Source organism: Streptomyces sp. NPDC006326, from assembly GCF_040612915.1.
Taxonomy (GTDB): domain Bacteria; phylum Actinomycetota; class Actinomycetes; order Streptomycetales; family Streptomycetaceae; genus Streptomyces.
The window spans coordinates 154,915-171,907 of sequence record NZ_JBEXRC010000008.1; the positions used below are offsets into that span (position 1 = coordinate 154,915).

Genomic DNA, 16,993 nt, shown 5'->3' on the forward strand with positions numbered 1-16,993 from the left:
CTCGTAGTGGATTTACGCGCCGATGCCGTGGGCGGCAGCGACGCTGCGGGCGCGCTCCACGCCCAGGTTCCTGAGGCGCCGGAGCGACACGGGCTTGATCTCCATCTCCGCGCAGACCTCCGTGTCGGGACGGCGCTCCATGCCCATGCCGTAGAACGCGCGCAGCGCGAGTGCCTGACGCGGTGAGACCTGCGAGACGAGCCACCGCGCAAGGTCGCGCCGGTCGGTGCTGCTCTCGAAGTCACTCGAAGCGTCGGGGATGGTGTCGGCGAGGGTGAGATCCGCGTGGCTGTCGTGCCCCGTGGCGGCTCCGGCCGGCTCGTCGAGACTCCGCGTCTCGGTCAGGGCTTCCACGACGGCCAGGAAGGTGCTCCTCGCCATGCACTTACGCGAGTCCTGGTCAGTGCTGACGAGCATCCACGCCCCCTCTACGTCGCCCTCGGTTGTCCAGAGGGCCTGGCGGACGCGGAGAGCGGCAGTCGGCTCGATCGTCAGGCCGACCGTCGCTCGGACCCACTCCTCCGCCACGGCGCGACGAACAGCGCGGTAGGCGAAGGTGCTGAGCGCCGCCGACGAGGCGCCGGTGTTGTAGTCCCGCACGTGCTGGATCAGTACGGCCCGCGCTTCCTGAAGGAGGTCATCCGCGTCGTCCCTGCTCGCTCCGGGCGCCACAGACCGGATGATGCCGACCAGTACGGACTCATAGGCGCTCAGGATCTGCCACATGGCGTCACCGTCCCCGGCCTGCGCAGCGTGAATCAGCTCGTCCGTGACCGTAACCTGGCTCGTCATCATCGCGTTCTCCTCGTGGGTGGTTGGCGTGACTTGGTTATGGGGTGGAGCCGGAGAGATGTTCAGGTGAGGTTTTGTGGCGTGGGTCACACACGTGAGCGGGTATGAAAAAGCCCCCGTCCCTCGCAGGCACGGGGGCCACTTCCGTAAGTGCACTTACGGAGCTACACAGTCAGATCAACCGTCGGCACACAGAGCGCGTCAGCTATCAGCACGTCAGCCAGCGCACGGGGGCAAAGGTCCCACCCGGGGAGCCGGTACAGGGTGGTGACGTCCGACCACTGGACGGCGTGCTGCCCTACCACCAGGGCGCCGTAGATGCCGGCCGCCTCGGCTAGATCTCCACGTTCGTCCGCTGTGCCCTGCGGCCCTGTGATGACGATCATTCGGCCCCCCGTGGGACGAAATCGGACGCGTCCTCACCTTCCCAGTGGGCAAGCGCACGATCCATGGATGCGGTGACGCCGAGCACGTACGCAATGGCGGTAGGCAGGTACTCAGCGCCGATCTTGAGTTCTTCCGTCAGCGCCTGACGCGCTGTGTCCAGTGCTATGTCCTCGGTCGGGCGAGAGGGGCCGCGTGTAGCGGAGCGTCCGGTCTCGTCCTGGCCCGCCGTCGGAAAACGTCCCCGGGCGGTCAGCGCGTCGTCGTAGGCAGCCGACATCTGACACAGTTCGTCGACCGCTTCCTGAAGGCGGCTGACCAGTCGTGACAGGCGATGTCCGCTGACGTGTTCGGAACGATAGGTGACGCTCCGCGGCCGGGCAATTGCCGTGCGGCCGGAAGGCGTCGTCCCGTCTGTCTGCATTCGCTCCCCTTTGTGATGAATTGGAAAAACCGGCCAGCGGGTATGACTTATGGCGTACGCCACGCCTCACCTGCACGTATGGCGTACGCCACAGGACAACGTTCAAATATTGCAGTTATCGAATCGTGACCTTATGAAGGATCTGTGAACGATCGTCAACGTCGAGACACCGCGGGCCGATCGGCCCTCACTGCGGGCGCCCGGCCTCTTGACCTGCGAGAACTGACAGCCAGTCAGCCATGTCACGATCCGACTTCAGCCGGTTGCACTCCGCGCACGCCGGCGCAAGGTTGCTCCACTCGTGAAGTCCGCCCTTCGCAAGTGGAGTGATGTGGTCCACCTCGGGTATTACAGCCCCGCCGAAATCGGCGTCACAGTAGGCACAGGACCACCACTCCAGCTCCTCCCAGAGCTGGACCACGTCCGCCCGGGAGGGCCCATGAGCAGCACTGACGAGCCGCATTGGCGGCATGATGCCCATGGGGCGCCCCACCCTCCGGGCAATCGCGGGACGTTTTCCAGCCAGCCGACGGTTAACGGCGGTTACCGTGCGTGGCACCGTCATGCGCGGGCAAGCTCCGCGGCTGCTGCCTCCTCCGGGTGTGCCGCGTACCAGGGGTCGTGCTCGATCATGGTGGCTGCCGTCTTCATGTAGAGGGACCCCCAGCTGCGTCCGCCAACCTCTGGATCGGTATCAAGCGGAACCCCGAAAAAGTCCATGTGCATGGCCCGTCCGACCTCCCGCGCCACGTCCTCCGCGATGTCGTCGGGGGCACAGCCGAGGGCCTCATCGTGGATGGGGAGGAGTAGGTAGTCCGTCAGCCCCTTGTCATCCATGTCGATCAGTGCCTGACACAGCACGTCGCGTGCGGTGCTCTGCACCATGTAGTTGGTTGCGGCGTACACGCGGTCGCGGTCCAGCGGAAGGCGCCGGCCAACGGGGGTCCAGACGACGAACCCGTCCGCCCGCGCGTCCCGCTGAAGCTTGGACGAATAGCGCTTGATGCCTCGGTACGTACGGTCGTATGCGGCAATGGCTTTCTTGACGTCTGGGAGCGGTGCGCCGGTCTGGCGGGAGAGCGTTACCGCTCCTCCGCCGTAGACCTTCCCGAACCCGACGCCCTTACAGAGCTTGCGGTGGAACGTCGAGTAGTCGGGCCCGTAGATCAGCTCTGCCGTGAACCCGTGGAGGTCCCGGCCCTCCGCGATGGCGCGCTTCATGACCGACTCGTCCGCCAGGGCGGCAAGGACGCGCATCTCTACGGCTGCGTAGTCCACGCTGAAGATCCGCATCCCAGGGTCCGGCAGCAGCGCCCGCCGGATCGTCCAGTCCCCCGATGGGAGCTGCTGGAGCGGTGGCCCCGAGATGGACATACGTGCCGTTCGGGCCTGAAGGCTGTTGATCTTCGGGTGGATGCGGCCGGCGCCGTCCAGGCCGTCGCGCATGGCGATGCCGTACGACGTCGCCCACTTGCCAGCGCGCTTCGAGCGGAGCACCGCGTCCGCCAGAGGGTTGGGCGTCCTGGTCCCGCGCGGCTGCCAGTGTTGGTCAAGGTCGGCAAGGTCGAGCAAGATCGACTTGTCTACCTTCAGGGCCCCGCTGTCAGTGCGCTCGGTTAGCGTCTCCCCCATGCCCAACAGAGCTTCGCTGACCTGCTTCGGCGCATTCACCGACGTCACGCCGTACTTCCGCGCCAGGCCCGCGTGATGGCCCGCTTCCTCCTCCAGGCGTCCGACGAGGCCGCGGACGTAGTCCTGGTCCACAAGCATCCCGCGCCGCTCCATGCGGGCGCAGACGAGCATTACGCGGTGCTCGAAGTCGACGAGGCGTTGGGGGATCCCAGCTTCCGCGAGGCGCTTACGCAGTACGGGCAGGAGACGGCTAACAAGGATGGCGTCCAGGCCGGCGTACTGGAGATAGATCGCGTGGTGGATGCTGATCTCTCGCCACCCCGTCGCCTTCGTCGCCCCAATGCTGCGGAAGACGGCCCCAAGGTCCTCTTGAGTGTCAGGCGCGGACGGGTCTACGTCCTTCGCGCACAGTTCCTTGAGGCGCAGTCCGTATCCGCCTTCGTGTCGAGGTCGCGGATCGAACAGGTGAGCGAGTATCTTCGAATCGGTCGACTTCGGGCCCAGCACCTCCAGGGGGGTACGCAGATGCCTGTCCAAGACCAGAAGATCGAACGTCGCGTTATGGAAGACGAGACGAGGCAACGTCAGGAGTGCCCAACGTGCGGCGTCCTGAACCTCCGGGCGGCCCTCGACCTGGAGTACCCACGCATCCTTGGCGTCGCCAAGCTGCACCGTGCGCAGGCCGTACGACGGAGAGAACGTATCGAGACCGGTCGTCTCCGTGTCCGCACCGATCATTTCGCCCGCGGCCGCCTTGCGCTCGACCCACCGACGGAAGACGTCGAGATCCGCGGCCGTCTCGGGGACATGCGTCAGGGTCTCGTCGCCCGCGACGGTGTAAGGGAAAAGCCTCACGCTGCCTCCTCTCTTGTCTGCCCGAAGATGTCTTTCGGCCCGGTCGTTTCGGGGCCCTCGTCGGGTACCTCCTCCGCGTCCCGCTGGGCTGCCTGCACCTCCGTGTCGGAGGCCAGACGGATCCCGTCGAAGCCCCACCGGCCGCCCCTCTTGGCTTTCTGGAACCCCCTGGACTCCAGCTCCACGCCAAGCGCCCATCCGCTGAGCACTTCCTTACGGCTGAGTCCCGCGTCCTCCGCCCACTCCGCGTAGGCGCGACGGACCGCCATCGGGGCCACCCGCGCGCCGGACTCCTGAACCAGCCGCGCGGCGATGAACTCCGCTAGACGGTCTTCGCTCTCGCGGTAGTCCTGCGTGGCGGTGGCGACGGATCCCGGCTCCTGGAGCCCGTTCGCGTACCACTCCTGAGCGCCACGCACGGCCCACGCGAGGATGCCCTCCGCCTCCGCCCGGAGCTTGGACGGAAGGTCGGTGTCCGCCGTCGACCCGCGCTTGAAAGTCGCTTCGAAGGGGATCAGCTTTACGCGTCGCCAGACACCCAAGTCCTGGCTGAGGATCGCCGGCTTGTAGTTCCCAGCCACCATGAGGAGGAAGCTGGGGATGTACGTAAAGGGGTTCCCGTACAGCCTGCGCGCCGTAACGGGGTCTCCGCCGGTCAGTTGCTTGACGAGAGCCTCCGCCAGGCGGCTGTACTTCTCCGTCTCGCTCGCCGTCACGAGCCTTGCCCCACGGAGCTCGGCAAGCTCCGGGGATGCCTGACCCACGGCCGTGCGCTGCTCGAAGGTGCTGAACTCTGTCGACTTCGTGACGCCCTTGAAGACGTGCAGTAGCGCGTCCAGGAGCGCGCTCTTACCGTTGCTCCCCTGGCCGTGCATGAAGACAAAGCACTGTTCCGCGGTGCTGCCCGTGATGCCATAGCCGACGAGCCGGCGCATGAACGCTGGCATCTCCGGGTGGTTGGGGAAGACCTCCGTAAGGAAGGACTCCCACCGCACCGCCGGGGCGTCCGGGTGGTACGCGACGTCGAGCCGCTTCGTGATCATGTCAGCCGGGGAGTGCGGGTGGATCTGCCCCGTCCGCAGGTTGATCGTCCCGTTCTTGACTGACAGAAGTTCCGGAGCCGCGTCGAAATCGCCAGCACGCGCCGGGACGCCAGGCACTGAAGGCAATACCTTGATGACGTCCTCGATAGCCCGGTTCGTCAACGCCTTCAGCGCCAGCTTGCGCGCTCCGTCGTCGCCCGACGCAATGAGTTCGGCGCCCATCTGAATCAAGGCTGCCTTCACCTCGTCGTTCCCGGGTGCCCACACTGTGCCGTCCCAGACAAGGAAGCCGAGTCCCTGCGCGTACCGCACTCCCCCGCCATTGCGCGCCATGTAGTCGCGCAGGCGGACCGCTATGCCGGCGTCGGTCTGGTCGAACGCCCCGCGGGCCGACTCTGTCATCGTCTGGAGAGCGGCATCCGTGGCTGAGGTCTCCACCGCCGCTGACTCCTCCGAAGCCTTCGACTGCACTAGCTCCACAACGGCCGCAGCGCGAACGGCACGGTGCAGCTCCGCAGGGAACCCCTCAGGGTTCCGCTCGCGCCAGTCCGTCAGGTCGTCGCCGTCGTGCGGGATCTCCAGGCGGCGCACCATGACGCCCGCGCGGACGAGGGCGACGGCAAGGGAGTCGGTGAACCCGGCTCCCGCGCGGTCCCGGTCACCCGCGATGACGACGTCCAGGTCCCTCAGCCCCTCCGCAAGTTCCGCGACGAGGGCGGCATTCCGAGCCAGACCGGCGCCGCGAATGGCCACCGCGTCGTATCCGGCGCCCACGACCGTCAGCGCGTCGGACGGACCCTCGCAGACGAGCACGGTGTCAAAGCCGGCACCGCTCCTCATCACTCCGTACTTCGCCCACGTCTTTCCGTCGACGTTCGTCAGGCCCACCCAACGCGCCGGGCAGGAGCCGGAAAGATCCCGGCCCTGAAGTCCACGAACGATGCCGTCGAAGCCGGTCAGAGGCACAGTTAGCCGCGGGTATCGGGTGAAGCCCCGGGACAACCACGGCTGAGGGCGGTCCCCAGGATGGCTGTAGCCAACGCCCAGATCCTCCGCCGTCTCCGGTGAGAGGCCGAAGCGCGCTATGAGGTAATCGGTCGCGGCGGGCGACGTCCCCCGCATCAGTTCTGTTGACGTCTCGTCGACGAACATCCGCAGCCCGGCAATCTCCGCCGGCCCGATCGTCTCCGGCGCCTTCGCGCTGACGGTCCGCGCGCCCTTGCCATCGACGTCGAAGAGGGCGGAGGCGGGCAGCGGGATCGCCTTCAGGATGTCTGCCTTCTCGCACCCGGTACGGCACACCATCAGGAGTACGCCGTCACCCTTAAGCGTCAGCTTCAGCGACGGGTGCGCGCGGTCGTTGTGCGCCGGGCAGAGGGCAAGGTAGCCGTCGTGATCCTCCTCCACGCCCTTCAGCCGCGCCAGGATGTCGGTCAGTCGCAAGGTCTCTCCTCTCGCGGGTATGTCGAAGGGGCGCCCCGGAGAGCGCCCCTTGTTGCGGTGTTCGGTTGTGGTGCTAGTCGTGCGAGTAGTGCTCCACCTCGATGCCTTCCCGCCGGACGGTCACCTGTGCGTGGTCGCCGAACGCTTCCATCAGGACGTTCTCGAATGCGCCGCCCTCGATTGCGCCGCAGAGTGCCTGAACGCGCTCGTAGCGTGCCTCGTCCGGCCCCTCGTACGGCAGATACTCCCTGGTCTCCCACTGATAGGGCCGGCGTCCGAGGGAGGGATGCGAGCTGTCGGCCTCCAGCTCGTAGAGGTCTTCGACGTCCCCGTCCGCGTCAGTGCGCACCCATAGCCCGTACGCGGAAAACTCGCACGGATCGCCGTCGTTGAAGTACGGCGTGTACTGCTTCCAGCCGAACTCAACGATCGTGGGATCGTCGAGAACTGCCTGCACGACGGGCTGAAGCTCCCCGATCGGCCGCTGAGTCACGCGAGTGCTTGCTTCGGAGTAGTCTCCTTCAACGGGCATGCCGAGAAAGTTCCGTGCACCGGTCATGCTGCGACTCCTTCGGGCGTGTTAAGCAGCAGGTGTGATAGCGGTACGGTCTTGCGGCGGGCTCCGGACATCCACGGCGAGACGGCCATGCCGGCGATGTAGTCCGTCGGGGATGGGAGCCAGCCGAGATCCTCCAGGATGTGCCGTTCGGCGATCAGGCGAACGGGGATCCGCTTTCGCCCGACCGTCAGGGTGTCGCCGAAAATTCGCTGACAGAGGTAGACACCCGCCGTGTGGTGATACATCGACCGGTGCCGGACATCGCCGATGATCTGCTTGGAGCTGTCGATGAACTCTTCTATCGGGAGGTAGTCGTCCGGCGTACCGCCCCACTTACGGGCGGCCGACTGCGCGTGGTGCCAAGAATTCACGCCGCCTCCCGGTGCTTCGCGTCGACGTCGCGCCAGAGGTCGGAGTACACCGACCGGAGCGCGTCCTCCATATCCCTCAGCCGGTTCATTAGCCGAACATCCGTCGCCAGGTCCCGCACGACGTACGCGTCCGCAGCCCCCCTCATCCGCCGCTTGATGACCGCACAGCCGAAGGGCTCGCCAGCGTGAATCGCCTCCCTGTTGGCCTGCGCGATGTAGTCCGAGAGCGTGATCGTCTTCTCCGCCTTCGCCTCCAGGGCGTGAAGGTAGTAGCCGTCTATGTCCCCGATGTCCTTCGCGCCCATCTGAACGTTGCGCCGGGCGGCCGGGTTGTGGTGGTCGCGGAGGTAGGCGACGAGGGCGGACTCCCACGCGGTGCCCTTGGCCTTCGCGGGGTTAGCCACGGACACCGCCCCTCACCACGTCGGCGATGTCCTCCAGGAGCAGGCCAATACCGGGCCAGTCCTGTACAGCCTTCGCACGTAGCTCCTCCTCTACCTGCGCCCGAACCGTCGCTTCGATGTCCGCCACGATGCCGGCTTGTCGATACGCCTTGTCTCCGTACCAGCGCTCGAAGACCTCCCACACTGCCGGGGTGATCGCGTGCTCTTCGCCGTCGATGATCACCGTCATGCGCGCCCCTTCCACGGCAGCTCCTCAGCTGGCGTCCCCGACTCCACGCGATACAGCAGCGCCCACCCGTCGGCCGTACGCTCGTAGATCTCTCCTCCGCGGGCGCCGTCCCACGTGCTGTACGCGACGGCAGACTTCGCGCGCCCAAGACCGGGGTGATATTTCACCGTCGGCACCCGCCCCGGAACGATTGAGGCGTAGGGGTTGAACTTCAGGCAGGCTCGGTAGCGGGCGCACTGGGATTCCATGGGTTGTGCCATCAGGCCTCCCGCACGTTGTGGGACAGCTCCGGCACGAACTCGCTCGTGAACGTCAGACGCTCTACCTCCACCGACTCCACCCGCCGGAATGCCTTGAACCCGGCCACGATCCGAGGGACGCGCGCCTTGTCGTATTCCAGACGCTCCCGTACCTCCTCGCGGCTGTGGGCGCCGTTCGGATACGTGTACTTGAAGAGCGCGCGAATCCTGTAGACCTCGTTCGGCTCAGCCATCAGATCAACTTCTCCTCTCGGTTCATCACGTGCACGAATGCGCCCCGCGCAAGCGCCACGCCGGCCGCCTCCCAGTAGCGGGGCCAGTCCTTCCGCGACGTCGCAGCCGCGCGGATGTAGATGCAGTCATCGGGGCCCGCGCTGCGGACGTCGCCCAGGGCGGGCGCGACAGCATCGTCGATGACGAGGAAGGCGCCCACTAGTTCGCCGACTTCCGCATAGGGCCGTACTCGTCGACGGCGTACTGAAGCGACCGCCCGACACTCCATGACCCGTTCAGGGCCCGCGGCTCCCCCGCACTGTTGAGCCCGAAGATCCACGGGTCTCCGCTGTCGTCCAGGTACGTCGCACCCATGTCGTAGGTTTCCCCACGGTAGGTATACGTCGTCGACGGCTTGGGCGCCTCCGGCCGCTGGAGCGCCTGGAGAATCGCGACGGCGCGCCTCGTGCCGTCCGCAGCGCCGACGATCTCACACAGCTCGTCAGCCTCGTCTTCCGTCAGCTTCAGAACGACAAGGGTCTCCTCCACCGTGCGCGTTGTCGTCTCGTACTCTGCCGTCGCCATGTGCTCTCTCCTCCGTCGTGTGGTCCTACGCCGAAAGCCCCCGGGACCGTAGTCACCGGGGGCTGAGGGCGGGGCGGTTAGATCTTGGTCAGGGGGCCGTAGTAGCCGACTACCGACATCAGGGAGTCGCTGTACTCGTCGATGTCGCGCCGCCCGTTCATCCCGCCGCGCGGTACGCCCTGGACGGCTACGAACCGCCACGTGTCGCCGTCCTTGTCGCGGTACTCCGCGTCCAGGTCGTACGTCACGCCGTCGTGTGTGTAGGTGTTGGCCGCCACCTCGTCCAGGAGCTCAACCTCTGCAACGTAGAGCGTGTCTCCGTCGTCGAGCTTCACCCTGAACGGGTGGGGGTCGCCCCGATGCGACCGCCAGTCGAGACCAACGTCGGTCACCTCCCCTGTCCTCCCATGGCTAAGTGATGCGTACGTGGCGCGGACGACCCGCACGCGGTCACCTACCTTGACTTCCCGGGGCTCGGCCGGCGCCTCCACCCTCGTGAGGCCGTCCTCACGTGGCGTCGAGTGGCGCCCGTCCGGCTGCTCGACGATCCAGTACGGCTCACCGTCGCCCGTGGCGATGAACGGACCGGCAACGATCGAGCCGCGGATGCCGACCAGGGGGTTACGCACCTCGTCACCGATGGCGAACTTCGGCAGTGGCTTCAGATCCGAGTCTGTCTGCGAGCGCTCCACACCGGATCCGTCCTTCACCACATACATGGTGTAGCGGCCGAAGGAGCTCTTGAACGGGCCGTAAGTAACCTCACCGTCGAACGAGTCCAGCACCCGTACCCGCTCGCCGATCTTCAGCGGCTCCGTCACTTGCTCTCCTCCGCGATGCCGATGACGACGACGTGTTCGGCGCTGACGGTGCGCTCCATGAGCGTCGCGCGGGCGATGAACCCGCTGTCCCGCCCGGTCGGCTTGACCCGCAGCATCGGGACGACGCGCCCCGACTGCTTGTCGCTCTTCGTCTCCAGAACGACCGCCTCCGAGTTCCGCACCCGGTTCCCCTGGCGCGTCGGGTAGGCGATCAGGACGCCGGGGCGGATCTCCGCTCCGGTGAAGTCAGTCAGTCGGGCCTTGCCCATTGGTACTCTCCTCCGTGAGTGCGTCGTGTGACATGAGCCAGCGGAACGCGTGGTACGCCTGGTGAGGCACCACGCCGTTCCCGATGCGGCCCAGCTGTTCTTTGTGTGTGAGGCCCGGGACATCGGTGACCCATCCGGGCTCCAGGCCCATCAGCCATTCAGCGAACTTGGGGGCCAACTTCAGACCCCCGCGCGGGCCGCGCATGATCGGGACCGGGGCGGCCGTTCCGCGGATGACCTCCCACCGGTAGACAGCCGTAGCGAACTCTCCCCACCACTCGGCCGGCGAGTGCGGCCCGTCGTCAGGGAGCTCGTCATCCGGGCTGACGTTCAGCAGGAAACAGACCTCGTCCTCCAGAGTGGGCCCATGCCCGCCTGCCTTGCGCTTGTCCGGGTGCTGGGCGCTCCCGTTGTTGGCCAGATTGGCGGTCGGCGTCTTGAACAACTTCTCCGCCTTCTCCCTCGGGAACAGGCGGCAGACGGCCGTAACAAGGTCGTCCCCGCCGCTTCCCTTACGGTCCCGCTTTGCGTAGTCAGGTCCGCGGTAGGCGTCAGCTACGGTCGGCGTCGGCAGGTGTGGCAACGCAGAACCAGCGGTCTCGATGATGCGGAGCCCCGATGTCGGAAGCTCGTAGAGTCGTCCACCGCGCGTCATACCCGATGTCGTGAAGCGATGTGAGCACTGCTGCTTGTCCCCGATTTCGGAGTGCTCCCACGTTCTCCAGGAAGACGTGTCGCGGTCGAAGAACCCGTATGGCTTCAGCAACGTTGAACCAGATTCCGGAGCGCTCATCTTTGATCCCCTCACGCCGTCCGGCGTTGCTGATGCCCTGGCACGGAAAGCCGGCTGTAATGGTGTCGATGCCTTCGTCGAGCAGCACGCCCCACGATTGGTATCGGATGTCACCGATGTTCGGTGCGTCAGGGAAGCGGTACGCCATCACCTGGCAGGCCGCTCCGTGCACCTCAGCTACGACGGTGACGCGGTCCCCCGTGAGCTGCTCGACTGCGATTCCAAGTCCGCCGTATCCGGCGCACAGCTCAAGAATCGGCATCCTCTCTCCTCTTCAGTGTGCGTAGAATCGTGAGTACGCCCGCCCCTCCCGACTGCAATTCGGGAGGAGCGGGCGCAGTTCGTAGCCGCTAGGCGGCGTCGGCGAGCGGGGCAGCAGCCTCCGCCGCGCCCAGCACCGTCACCACGGGCTTGTTGTACGAGACGTCCCGGCCGGCCTTCGTCGTGTACGACACGTTCTCGATCGCGAGCGTCGCGCGGACCGGACCGTCGTAGGCGTCGACGTCGGCGAGGACGTTGTGCAGCACCTTGACGAGCTCCCACGAACCGCTGTTGAAGCGGAAGAGCCCCAGGTCCGGCGCCTTAGCCAGCTTGAAAACCACATCGATGGACGGCTTCGGTCCGCGCCCCGCCTTCGCCTTGTCCTTGCGGTCCTGAAGCAGCGGCGGGCAGCCGCACGGCGTGCCCTTGTCCTCGTCCGGCGAGAGGAATTCCACGCCGTCGCAGTGGTGGACGAGGCCGGTCATGCCGAACAGCTTCATCGACGCGTCGATCTTGTCGGACGACTCGATGATGATCTCTATCGACGAGGAGTCGGTGAGGATCTCGATGTTGTCTTCCTTGTCGGTGTCCCACTCCTCCGGGTCACCGCCCATGAGCCGCGCGATCTCCGCGGCGACGACCGGATCCCCCGTCGTCACACGCCACTCGCTCAGTGCTTCCGGCTGCTTCCCAACGAGGCGACCGGACCGGAATCGCCCAACGAAGTCATTCGAGAACTGCCGCTCGCGCGGCTTCGAGTCGGGGTCCGTCTCCCAGATGCGGCGAATGTTGTCTGCCAAGAGTGTGCCTCCAGCGTGAGTGTCTTATGTGAGCGTCCCGTCCTGCTCACACACTTGTTATGGGGTGGGGTCGGCCGGATGTTCAGGTCGGGAGGACTAACTTCCGTCGACGTCCGACCCGAGGCACCACACCGTCGAGCCGTCTTCCTCCGTGCCTGCGCACTCCAGCCGAGGGGGTCCGTAAGTGCACTCACGGTTGGCCGCGTACTCGCGCTCCGCTCGTGGGACGAAAGGACGGCGCTCGCGTTCGGCGTCCTCCAGCTCGTGCAGGGAGCCGTAGACGGGGAGAAGGTGAGACTCCAGGAGATCCCGCGGGGTCTCAGCGCACATTGTCTTGCCGCGCACCCGGCGCACCTCGTCAGCGAAGGCCCTGTGCCGGCGCAGCTCTGCGGACAGCGTTGCGATCTCCGCCGCCTTCCGGTCCATGGCCTCCGCACCGTAGGTGTAGGCGTCGGCTGCGCGTCCGCGGGCGGAGAGCCAGGCGAGGCGGTAGCGGTTGCGCTCACCTTCGGCGCGTTCAGCGCGGATCGTCTCTTCGTACGCCGAGTCGAGGATCCTGGAGCACGTACGACACGTCGTGTGCCACGACAACCGGCTGTCCAGCTCCACGAGGGCCGCCCGCAGCCGCGCCGCCTCGTCCTCCGCGTCGACGAGCGACGTTGCCAGGGACCGTGCGCTTTCGTCGTAGTACGCCTCTATGCGCTCGTCGCGAGTACGCTCAGACACCGCTCTCCGCCTCTCTGACGGCCTGCGCGATGAAGGCCGACCACATGTGTGCCTTGCGTGACACCGCCCGCTCAAACGGCTCGCTGTGGGCCCGGAACGCCTCCGCGGATGTCGGACCTGACTTCAGTAGCAGCCGAAGTTGCAGCGCCCGCGCGTAGCGCTGGTAGGCGCGGAGCTTCTCCCTGGCCTGCGCCAGTTCCCAGTAAGTGCGTTCCTCGCGGATCCGGGCGTAGCCACCACCCTCACACCGATTGCAGGCAACGGCGCGCCCGTGCCATGGCGTCTCGCGGAACTCCTCCCGGTCCAGTCGGCGACGGCAGCGGTCGCACAGGAGTGTGTTCTTCCCGCGCGGGTGCCGTCTCTCAAAGTCATCGCGGATGGCGTCAGCCAGGGTGTAGCGGCGGGGGTTGGCGACGCTCACTTCACCAGCCTCCAGAGATCCCCCGGCGTCACGTCCCCGGGAAGTCGTCCGTCGTCAAAGAGGTGCACGCCGGCCCGCTTGTAGACCTCGTCCACGAGCTGTGAGCAGATCATGTGCCCCGTCGACGCCACGAAGTCACGAACGAGCCGCGGGCGTACGTGGAAGCGAGCCGCAGCTATGGAGGCGTAGTCGAGGAAGCTGTACGGCGTCCCGACAAGCGATCGCGCTTCGTCTCGGATGCCGAACCGCTGGTCGGTCGTCAGCGGGATACGGCCCGTCGACCACGCCACCACAGGGGATGCTTCCTCCAGCGGTATCAGCTCCGCCCCGCCGGGCATGGCTTGGACGACCTGACCGGCGCCGACGTAGACGAAGGCATGGTGGACAGGCGCACCATCGCCTACGAGCCACTGGCCGGCGCCGACGAAGGCACCGGCCACGCCGCGGATCTTCGTCAGGGCGAAATCGCCCAGGAACGGATTGGCATGACTCACTTGCGGCCCCCGGTCGAGAACGAAGCCAAAATTCCGCAGAGCCACACGCCGGCCGCCTGCTCCGCCAGGGTGGGTGACCACCCGCGCGCCTCCAGCTCACGCTTCATTCCGTCGGCGGCGTCGTAGATCGGGGTCAGCACCCCTGCCAGGTCAAGCATGGCCACCGCGACAAGATGCCGTACCTCGTCGGCTGAGCTCGTCTTACCGTCGCCCTCCATCACTTCCCCTTCCCGTGATCTCCGGCCAAGCTCTCTACAACGCCCTTTGCCCGGCGGCGCACCCTGCTTCGGCGCTCCAGGTCCTCCACCGCGAGCTGACAGCCGCGCACGACGGCAGACAACTCGTCGGGGAAGTCGTGGAGGGACACGCGGACGCACGCCATCTGAAGCGACCCGACGAGCCAGGGCTCACGGATTTCGACGCGGATAAGCCCCCACATGCTGGGCGTCTCCAGGCGCACGCGGTAGAAGAGCGGCGCGGGCAGAGCCGGGGCGCCGGCTGCCACGAGGTCGGCCATGGTCACGCCCTCACCTCCAGGGCGTCACGCAGGACTCCCGCTTCGTCCCAATCGGCAACGTCGCCGAAGTCGCGCACAAGCCCCAGTGCTACGCGGATGATGTCCAGCTCCCGCGCGGTCAGCTCAACGGTGTACGTCGCCGTTGCGGTGATTTTCGCCATCAGTCCCTCTCTCCGTCCGCCAGAAATTCGGCCACTCTGATCACGTCCGTGACGCCAGGGGTCTCGCCCCACGCGTACGCCGTCACTGCCGTGTGGGCGGCGCGGAAGAGCTCCAGCCGCCGAACCGCACCTTCCGTCATACGCGCTTCGTCGGAGAGGTCTCCGGGGTCGATGTGGGTCACTGCTCCTCCGGGTCGATCAGGCTTGCCGCACCCTTCGCGGCCCCGCGCTCCAGCGGAAGGAGCGTTAGCGATGCGCGCTCCCACGCACGGATGCGCGCTGCGTTCCGCCGCGACGTTTCACGCTGGATCTCCAGGAGTGCGGCGCTCAGCTCTTCCAGCTCCTCCATGTCGGCCTTAGCTACGAGACGTGACCAAGCGCTCATGACGCCTCCGGGTCGATCAGATTGGCGGCAGCGACGAACGCCAGGTGCACAGGGCCGACCTCTCCCGGGTCGTAGTCGTAGACCCGGATGCGCACGGCTAGTTCGTGCGCGTGCTGCGTCAGGAACCGTTCCGCGAAGAGCGACGCGTCTCCGGCGTCGAGGCGGGCGTAGTCCTGGAGGAACTCCGTCAGCTTCGCCTGCGTGCTCACCGGTAGCCCCTCCACTCGTCCTTGACCCGCGCGACCATGGCCTTCGCGTCGCGCTCGTTGCTCTGGTACGTCCCGCCGCGCGACTTCAGGAGAAGATGCGCAAGCCGACGGACGAGGAGCTCCTCCGCGGTCACCACGGGAGGATCACCTCCGCTTGGTTGACGAGGGCCTGGAGGTCCGCGGCGGACATGACCACGGTCGCGATGGTCTCGCCCTTCGGGTTCCTCGTCTCCAGGTCGTAGGCGTGGTTCCCGTGCGGCCGAACTGTGACGGTCGAACCGTCAGCGGTGTGGATGGTGGATGAGCGCTTCACGGTTATCTCCTCTGCTACTTGGTGCCGAAGTCGAAGCCCTGCACGCGGCCGTCCGCGTAGTGCACGAAGGTCTCGGCCCTTCCGGTCTTCATCCACCGGTAGTGGCTCACGTGGCCCAGTACGGGCTCGCCGTAGACCTGCGGAGTGGCCGTACCACGGGAGTCACTCCACTGCTCACCCCAGCGATCCCCGCAGCACTGGCAGTCACCAGCGCCGTCGAAGTAGAGACCGATTTCCTCGGCACGAGCGTTGGCGACCGCCGCGGACTCCGCCTCCACAATCACGTTGACGCTGATCCCGGCGCGGGCGTCGAAGGTGAAACCGCCGCCGCTGTTGTTCTGGCTGTAGTGGAAGAACATGAACGCTCTCTCCTCTGCTGTGTGGGTACACGCCGAAAGCCCCCGGCGCCGAAGCAACCGGGGGCTAGGTGTTGCGTATGTGGTTTGCGTTAGTAGGTGACCGGCGGAATGCAGATCTCCAGGGGATCACCTACGAACTGGCCGTTCTGCACGACGTTGAGCTCCACGCAGTAGAGTTCGCCGCCGCTTCCGTCATCCAGCTCGAACCCGTCATCCGCGGCAGCCTGGATCGCCGCTTCGATGGCACGGGCGTGCTCTTCGAGGGTCATGCCTCGTCCTCCTTCAGGCGATTCAGTAGCGCTGCGGCAAGATCCGCCGTCTCCTGGGAGACGTACCACGCGACGCCCCGCGACTGACGGGCGCCATTGCGTCGGGTCAAGAGAAAAGCGTCACCGTCGGGCACGACGACGTATCGGACACGCTCGATGCGCGCAGCCCGCTCTGCCTCCAGGGCTGCGGCGTACTCATCGGGGGTCATCGGATGCTCGGTCCTTCCAGCAGAATCCGCACGGCGGCTTCCGCAGCGTCGACACCACAGTTGAACCAGACGTCAGCGTCGTCGACGGAGTTGCCGTCCCGACGCTCTGCTTTGATCGCGTCAAGAGCCTTGATCAAGTCAGTGGCAGTCACATAGCTCCTTCAGTGCGGCGTCGGGCACTGGCCGCGCATGCAGCCGTGCGTCCAGCAGTAGTCAGGGCTGCGCTCGTCGCTCATCGCCGGCTCCCCGTCTTCTTCGCCGGTGTGGGCGGCTTGGGCTTGAGCTTGGGCTTGGTCGTGGGGACTGTCTTCGTCTTGGGGTGGTCGATGTCCAGTTCGACCGTGGTCCCCGGCTGCGTGGGCGGGGACTCGTCGCACGCTGCTAGGGACAACACGAACAGCGGCACAGCCAGGATTACGAGGGCTAGGAAAATGCGCTGTCCGGGGGTCACGCTGTCACCTCCAGCCTTTGCGCCAGTCGACGCACCTTTCGAATGATGCTCTCCAGCGCATCACGGTCAGCGGCGCTCGTGTCGTACGAGCTGCGCAGCCACGCCCGCGCGTCCTTGGCGAACTGCGCCACGTCGGTGGCGCGCTCCAGCTCATCGACGCTTTCCAGGCCTTCGAACGGTGTCGGACAGGAACACCCGCTGTCCGTGGACCAGAACACTGCGCCATCCGCCGGCCGGTGCCAGGCGACGAACTTGCAGAACTCGTAAGAGTCCGCGGTGTCGACCTCCCCCAGTTCCTCCAGGCCGAACTTCTCGGGGCTGTAGTAGATGTTCTCCACGTG

34 protein-coding genes are annotated in these 16,993 nt (G+C 66.4%); all 34 read right to left on the reverse strand.

Translation table 11 applies throughout. From position 1 onward, the window contains the following. Nucleotides 1–12: 12 nt before the first annotated feature. The 34 genes from ABZ128_RS09370 to ABZ128_RS09535 all read right to left on the reverse strand — a co-directional run bounded on the left by ABZ128_RS09370 (nt 13) and on the right by ABZ128_RS09535 (nt 16,990). Complete coding sequence (locus ABZ128_RS09370) at nt 13–792, reverse strand: sigma factor (RefSeq protein ID WP_356847126.1); 780 nt, start codon at nt 790–792, stop codon at nt 13–15. Between the two features lie 382 nt (nt 793–1,174). Then, the gene (locus ABZ128_RS09375; protein WP_356847128.1) at nt 1,175–1,600 is read right to left on the reverse strand and encodes a hypothetical protein; all 426 of its coding nucleotides are present in this window, start codon (nt 1,598–1,600) and stop codon (nt 1,175–1,177) included. A 187-nt stretch (nt 1,601–1,787) separates the two neighbouring features. Further along, nucleotides 1,788–2,165 (reverse strand): HNH endonuclease signature motif containing protein, encoded by a 378-nt coding sequence (locus ABZ128_RS09380; protein WP_356847129.1) that lies wholly within the window; start codon nt 2,163–2,165, stop codon nt 1,788–1,790. Beyond that, nucleotides 2,162–4,087: a DNA polymerase gene (locus ABZ128_RS09385; protein WP_356847131.1), complete on the reverse strand. Its 1,926-nt coding sequence runs from the start codon at nt 4,085–4,087 to the stop codon at nt 2,162–2,164. The genes ABZ128_RS09380 and ABZ128_RS09385 overlap by 4 nt, the downstream gene beginning before the upstream one ends. Beyond that, entirely contained in the window at nt 4,084–6,573 is a 2,490-nt protein-coding gene (locus ABZ128_RS09390) for a phage/plasmid primase, P4 family (RefSeq protein ID WP_356847132.1), read from the reverse strand. Before ABZ128_RS09390 ends, ABZ128_RS09385 begins: the two co-directional genes overlap by 4 nt. Nucleotides 6,574–6,646: 73 nt before the next feature. Further along, nucleotides 6,647–7,132, reverse strand: a complete 486-nt coding sequence (locus ABZ128_RS09395) for a hypothetical protein (RefSeq protein WP_356847133.1) — start codon at nt 7,130–7,132, stop codon at nt 6,647–6,649. Beyond that, nucleotides 7,129–7,503, reverse strand: coding sequence for a hypothetical protein (locus tag ABZ128_RS09400; protein WP_356847135.1), 375 nt, complete (start codon nt 7,501–7,503; stop codon nt 7,129–7,131). The genes ABZ128_RS09395 and ABZ128_RS09400 overlap by 4 nt, the downstream gene beginning before the upstream one ends. Then, entirely contained in the window at nt 7,500–7,907 is a 408-nt protein-coding gene (locus ABZ128_RS09405; protein ID WP_356847136.1) for a hypothetical protein, read from the reverse strand. Before ABZ128_RS09405 ends, ABZ128_RS09400 begins: the two co-directional genes overlap by 4 nt. After that, the gene (locus tag ABZ128_RS09410) at nt 7,900–8,136 is read right to left on the reverse strand and encodes a hypothetical protein (protein WP_356847137.1); all 237 of its coding nucleotides are present in this window, start codon (nt 8,134–8,136) and stop codon (nt 7,900–7,902) included. Before ABZ128_RS09410 ends, ABZ128_RS09405 begins: the two co-directional genes overlap by 8 nt. A gap of 259 nt (nt 8,137–8,395) precedes the next feature. Next, nucleotides 8,396–8,629 (reverse strand): hypothetical protein, encoded by a 234-nt coding sequence (locus ABZ128_RS09415; protein ID WP_356847138.1) that lies wholly within the window; start codon nt 8,627–8,629, stop codon nt 8,396–8,398. After that, a complete protein-coding gene (locus ABZ128_RS09420; RefSeq protein ID WP_356847139.1) occupies nt 8,629–8,829 on the reverse strand; it encodes a hypothetical protein in 201 nt (66 codons plus the stop codon). Before ABZ128_RS09420 ends, ABZ128_RS09415 begins: the two co-directional genes overlap by 1 nt. After that, nucleotides 8,829–9,194 carry a phiSA1p31-related protein gene (locus ABZ128_RS09425; RefSeq protein WP_356847140.1) on the reverse strand — a complete coding sequence of 122 codons (366 nt, stop codon included), beginning with the start codon at nt 9,192–9,194 and terminating at the stop codon, nt 8,829–8,831. Before ABZ128_RS09425 ends, ABZ128_RS09420 begins: the two co-directional genes overlap by 1 nt. A 77-nt stretch (nt 9,195–9,271) precedes the next feature. Further along, entirely contained in the window at nt 9,272–10,015 is a 744-nt protein-coding gene (locus tag ABZ128_RS09430; protein ID WP_356847142.1) for a phiSA1p31-related protein, read from the reverse strand. After that, nucleotides 10,012–10,284, reverse strand: a complete 273-nt coding sequence (locus ABZ128_RS09435) for a hypothetical protein (RefSeq protein WP_356847143.1) — start codon at nt 10,282–10,284, stop codon at nt 10,012–10,014. Before ABZ128_RS09435 ends, ABZ128_RS09430 begins: the two co-directional genes overlap by 4 nt. Then, complete coding sequence (locus tag ABZ128_RS09440) at nt 10,262–10,729, reverse strand: DNA (cytosine-5-)-methyltransferase (protein ID WP_356847144.1); 468 nt, start codon at nt 10,727–10,729, stop codon at nt 10,262–10,264. The genes ABZ128_RS09435 and ABZ128_RS09440 overlap by 23 nt, the downstream gene beginning before the upstream one ends. A gap of 106 nt (nt 10,730–10,835) precedes the next feature. Continuing rightward, complete coding sequence (locus ABZ128_RS09445) at nt 10,836–11,339, reverse strand: DNA cytosine methyltransferase (protein ID WP_356847146.1); 504 nt, start codon at nt 11,337–11,339, stop codon at nt 10,836–10,838. A gap of 88 nt (nt 11,340–11,427) precedes the next feature. Further along, entirely contained in the window at nt 11,428–12,138 is a 711-nt protein-coding gene (locus ABZ128_RS09450) for a hypothetical protein (protein ID WP_356847147.1), read from the reverse strand. 96 nt (nt 12,139–12,234) lie between these two features. Continuing rightward, nucleotides 12,235–12,864 carry a hypothetical protein gene (locus ABZ128_RS09455; RefSeq protein ID WP_356847148.1) on the reverse strand — a complete coding sequence of 210 codons (630 nt, stop codon included), beginning with the start codon at nt 12,862–12,864 and terminating at the stop codon, nt 12,235–12,237. Next, nucleotides 12,857–13,285 (reverse strand): hypothetical protein, encoded by a 429-nt coding sequence (locus tag ABZ128_RS09460; protein ID WP_356847149.1) that lies wholly within the window; start codon nt 13,283–13,285, stop codon nt 12,857–12,859. Before ABZ128_RS09460 ends, ABZ128_RS09455 begins: the two co-directional genes overlap by 8 nt. Continuing rightward, the gene (locus ABZ128_RS09465; RefSeq protein ID WP_356847150.1) at nt 13,282–13,779 is read right to left on the reverse strand and encodes a hypothetical protein; all 498 of its coding nucleotides are present in this window, start codon (nt 13,777–13,779) and stop codon (nt 13,282–13,284) included. The genes ABZ128_RS09460 and ABZ128_RS09465 overlap by 4 nt, the downstream gene beginning before the upstream one ends. Further along, complete coding sequence (locus ABZ128_RS09470) at nt 13,776–13,997, reverse strand: hypothetical protein (RefSeq protein ID WP_356847151.1); 222 nt, start codon at nt 13,995–13,997, stop codon at nt 13,776–13,778. Before ABZ128_RS09470 ends, ABZ128_RS09465 begins: the two co-directional genes overlap by 4 nt. Then, entirely contained in the window at nt 13,997–14,302 is a 306-nt protein-coding gene (locus tag ABZ128_RS09475; RefSeq protein WP_356847152.1) for a hypothetical protein, read from the reverse strand. The genes ABZ128_RS09470 and ABZ128_RS09475 overlap by 1 nt, the downstream gene beginning before the upstream one ends. Further along, nucleotides 14,299–14,457 (reverse strand): hypothetical protein, encoded by a 159-nt coding sequence (locus ABZ128_RS09480; RefSeq protein WP_356847153.1) that lies wholly within the window; start codon nt 14,455–14,457, stop codon nt 14,299–14,301. Before ABZ128_RS09480 ends, ABZ128_RS09475 begins: the two co-directional genes overlap by 4 nt. After that, entirely contained in the window at nt 14,457–14,639 is a 183-nt protein-coding gene (locus tag ABZ128_RS09485) for a hypothetical protein (protein WP_356847154.1), read from the reverse strand. The genes ABZ128_RS09480 and ABZ128_RS09485 overlap by 1 nt, the downstream gene beginning before the upstream one ends. Then, a complete protein-coding gene (locus tag ABZ128_RS09490) occupies nt 14,636–14,806 on the reverse strand; it encodes a hypothetical protein (RefSeq protein ID WP_356847156.1) in 171 nt (56 codons plus the stop codon). The genes ABZ128_RS09485 and ABZ128_RS09490 overlap by 4 nt, the downstream gene beginning before the upstream one ends. Nucleotides 14,807–14,838: 32 nt before the next feature. Next, nucleotides 14,839–15,051, reverse strand: coding sequence for a hypothetical protein (locus tag ABZ128_RS09495; RefSeq protein ID WP_356847157.1), 213 nt, complete (start codon nt 15,049–15,051; stop codon nt 14,839–14,841). Then, complete coding sequence (locus ABZ128_RS09500) at nt 15,048–15,188, reverse strand: hypothetical protein (RefSeq protein ID WP_356847159.1); 141 nt, start codon at nt 15,186–15,188, stop codon at nt 15,048–15,050. The genes ABZ128_RS09495 and ABZ128_RS09500 overlap by 4 nt, the downstream gene beginning before the upstream one ends. Further along, a complete protein-coding gene (locus ABZ128_RS09505; protein ID WP_356847160.1) occupies nt 15,182–15,364 on the reverse strand; it encodes a hypothetical protein in 183 nt (60 codons plus the stop codon). Before ABZ128_RS09505 ends, ABZ128_RS09500 begins: the two co-directional genes overlap by 7 nt. Before the next feature lie 14 nt (nt 15,365–15,378). Beyond that, nucleotides 15,379–15,723 (reverse strand): hypothetical protein, encoded by a 345-nt coding sequence (locus ABZ128_RS09510; protein ID WP_356847162.1) that lies wholly within the window; start codon nt 15,721–15,723, stop codon nt 15,379–15,381. A gap of 89 nt (nt 15,724–15,812) precedes the next feature. Continuing rightward, nucleotides 15,813–15,992, reverse strand: a complete 180-nt coding sequence (locus ABZ128_RS09515) for a hypothetical protein (protein ID WP_356847163.1) — start codon at nt 15,990–15,992, stop codon at nt 15,813–15,815. Continuing rightward, the gene (locus tag ABZ128_RS09520; protein ID WP_356847164.1) at nt 15,989–16,201 is read right to left on the reverse strand and encodes a hypothetical protein; all 213 of its coding nucleotides are present in this window, start codon (nt 16,199–16,201) and stop codon (nt 15,989–15,991) included. The genes ABZ128_RS09515 and ABZ128_RS09520 overlap by 4 nt, the downstream gene beginning before the upstream one ends. Next, entirely contained in the window at nt 16,198–16,353 is a 156-nt protein-coding gene (locus tag ABZ128_RS09525; RefSeq protein WP_356847166.1) for a hypothetical protein, read from the reverse strand. Before ABZ128_RS09525 ends, ABZ128_RS09520 begins: the two co-directional genes overlap by 4 nt. Nucleotides 16,354–16,433: 80 nt before the next feature. Beyond that, nucleotides 16,434–16,592, reverse strand: a complete 159-nt coding sequence (locus ABZ128_RS09530) for a hypothetical protein (RefSeq protein ID WP_356847168.1) — start codon at nt 16,590–16,592, stop codon at nt 16,434–16,436. A gap of 56 nt (nt 16,593–16,648) precedes the next feature. Beyond that, nucleotides 16,649–16,990, reverse strand: coding sequence for a hypothetical protein (locus tag ABZ128_RS09535; protein WP_356847169.1), 342 nt, complete (start codon nt 16,988–16,990; stop codon nt 16,649–16,651). Nucleotides 16,991–16,993 lie beyond the last annotated feature (3 nt).

Bases quoted from the DNA above. Each gene is read 5' to 3' on its own strand.
- ABZ128_RS09510 (WP_356847162.1), bottom strand. From the start codon at position 15,723: ATGTTCTTCCACTACAGCCAGAACAACAGCGGCGGCGGTTTCACCTTC.
- ABZ128_RS09415 (WP_356847138.1), bottom strand. From the start codon at position 8,629: ATGGCTGAGCCGAACGAGGTCTACAGGATTCGCGCGCTCTTCAAGTAC.
- ABZ128_RS09515 (WP_356847163.1), bottom strand. From the start codon at position 15,992: ATGACCCTCGAAGAGCACGCCCGTGCCATCGAAGCGGCGATCCAGGCT.
- ABZ128_RS09410 (WP_356847137.1), bottom strand. From the start codon at position 8,136: ATGACGGTGATCATCGACGGCGAAGAGCACGCGATCACCCCGGCAGTG.
- ABZ128_RS09445 (WP_356847146.1), bottom strand. From the start codon at position 11,339: ATGCCGATTCTTGAGCTGTGCGCCGGATACGGCGGACTTGGAATCGCA.
- ABZ128_RS09480 (WP_356847153.1), bottom strand. From the start codon at position 14,457: ATGGCGAAAATCACCGCAACGGCGACGTACACCGTTGAGCTGACCGCG.
- ABZ128_RS09520 (WP_356847164.1), bottom strand. From the start codon at position 16,201: ATGACCCCCGATGAGTACGCCGCAGCCCTGGAGGCAGAGCGGGCTGCG.
- ABZ128_RS09490 (WP_356847156.1), bottom strand. From the start codon at position 14,806: ATGGAGGAGCTGGAAGAGCTGAGCGCCGCACTCCTGGAGATCCAGCGT.
- ABZ128_RS09425 (WP_356847140.1), bottom strand. From the start codon at position 9,194: ATGGCGACGGCAGAGTACGAGACGACAACGCGCACGGTGGAGGAGACC.
- ABZ128_RS09370 (WP_356847126.1), bottom strand. From the start codon at position 792: ATGACGAGCCAGGTTACGGTCACGGACGAGCTGATTCACGCTGCGCAG.
- ABZ128_RS09435 (WP_356847143.1), bottom strand. From the start codon at position 10,284: ATGGGCAAGGCCCGACTGACTGACTTCACCGGAGCGGAGATCCGCCCC.
- ABZ128_RS09470 (WP_356847151.1), bottom strand. From the start codon at position 13,997: ATGGAGGGCGACGGTAAGACGAGCTCAGCCGACGAGGTACGGCATCTT.
- ABZ128_RS09395 (WP_356847133.1), bottom strand. From the start codon at position 7,132: ATGACCGGTGCACGGAACTTTCTCGGCATGCCCGTTGAAGGAGACTAC.
- ABZ128_RS09375 (WP_356847128.1), bottom strand. From the start codon at position 1,600: ATGCAGACAGACGGGACGACGCCTTCCGGCCGCACGGCAATTGCCCGG.
- ABZ128_RS09380 (WP_356847129.1), bottom strand. From the start codon at position 2,165: ATGACGGTGCCACGCACGGTAACCGCCGTTAACCGTCGGCTGGCTGGA.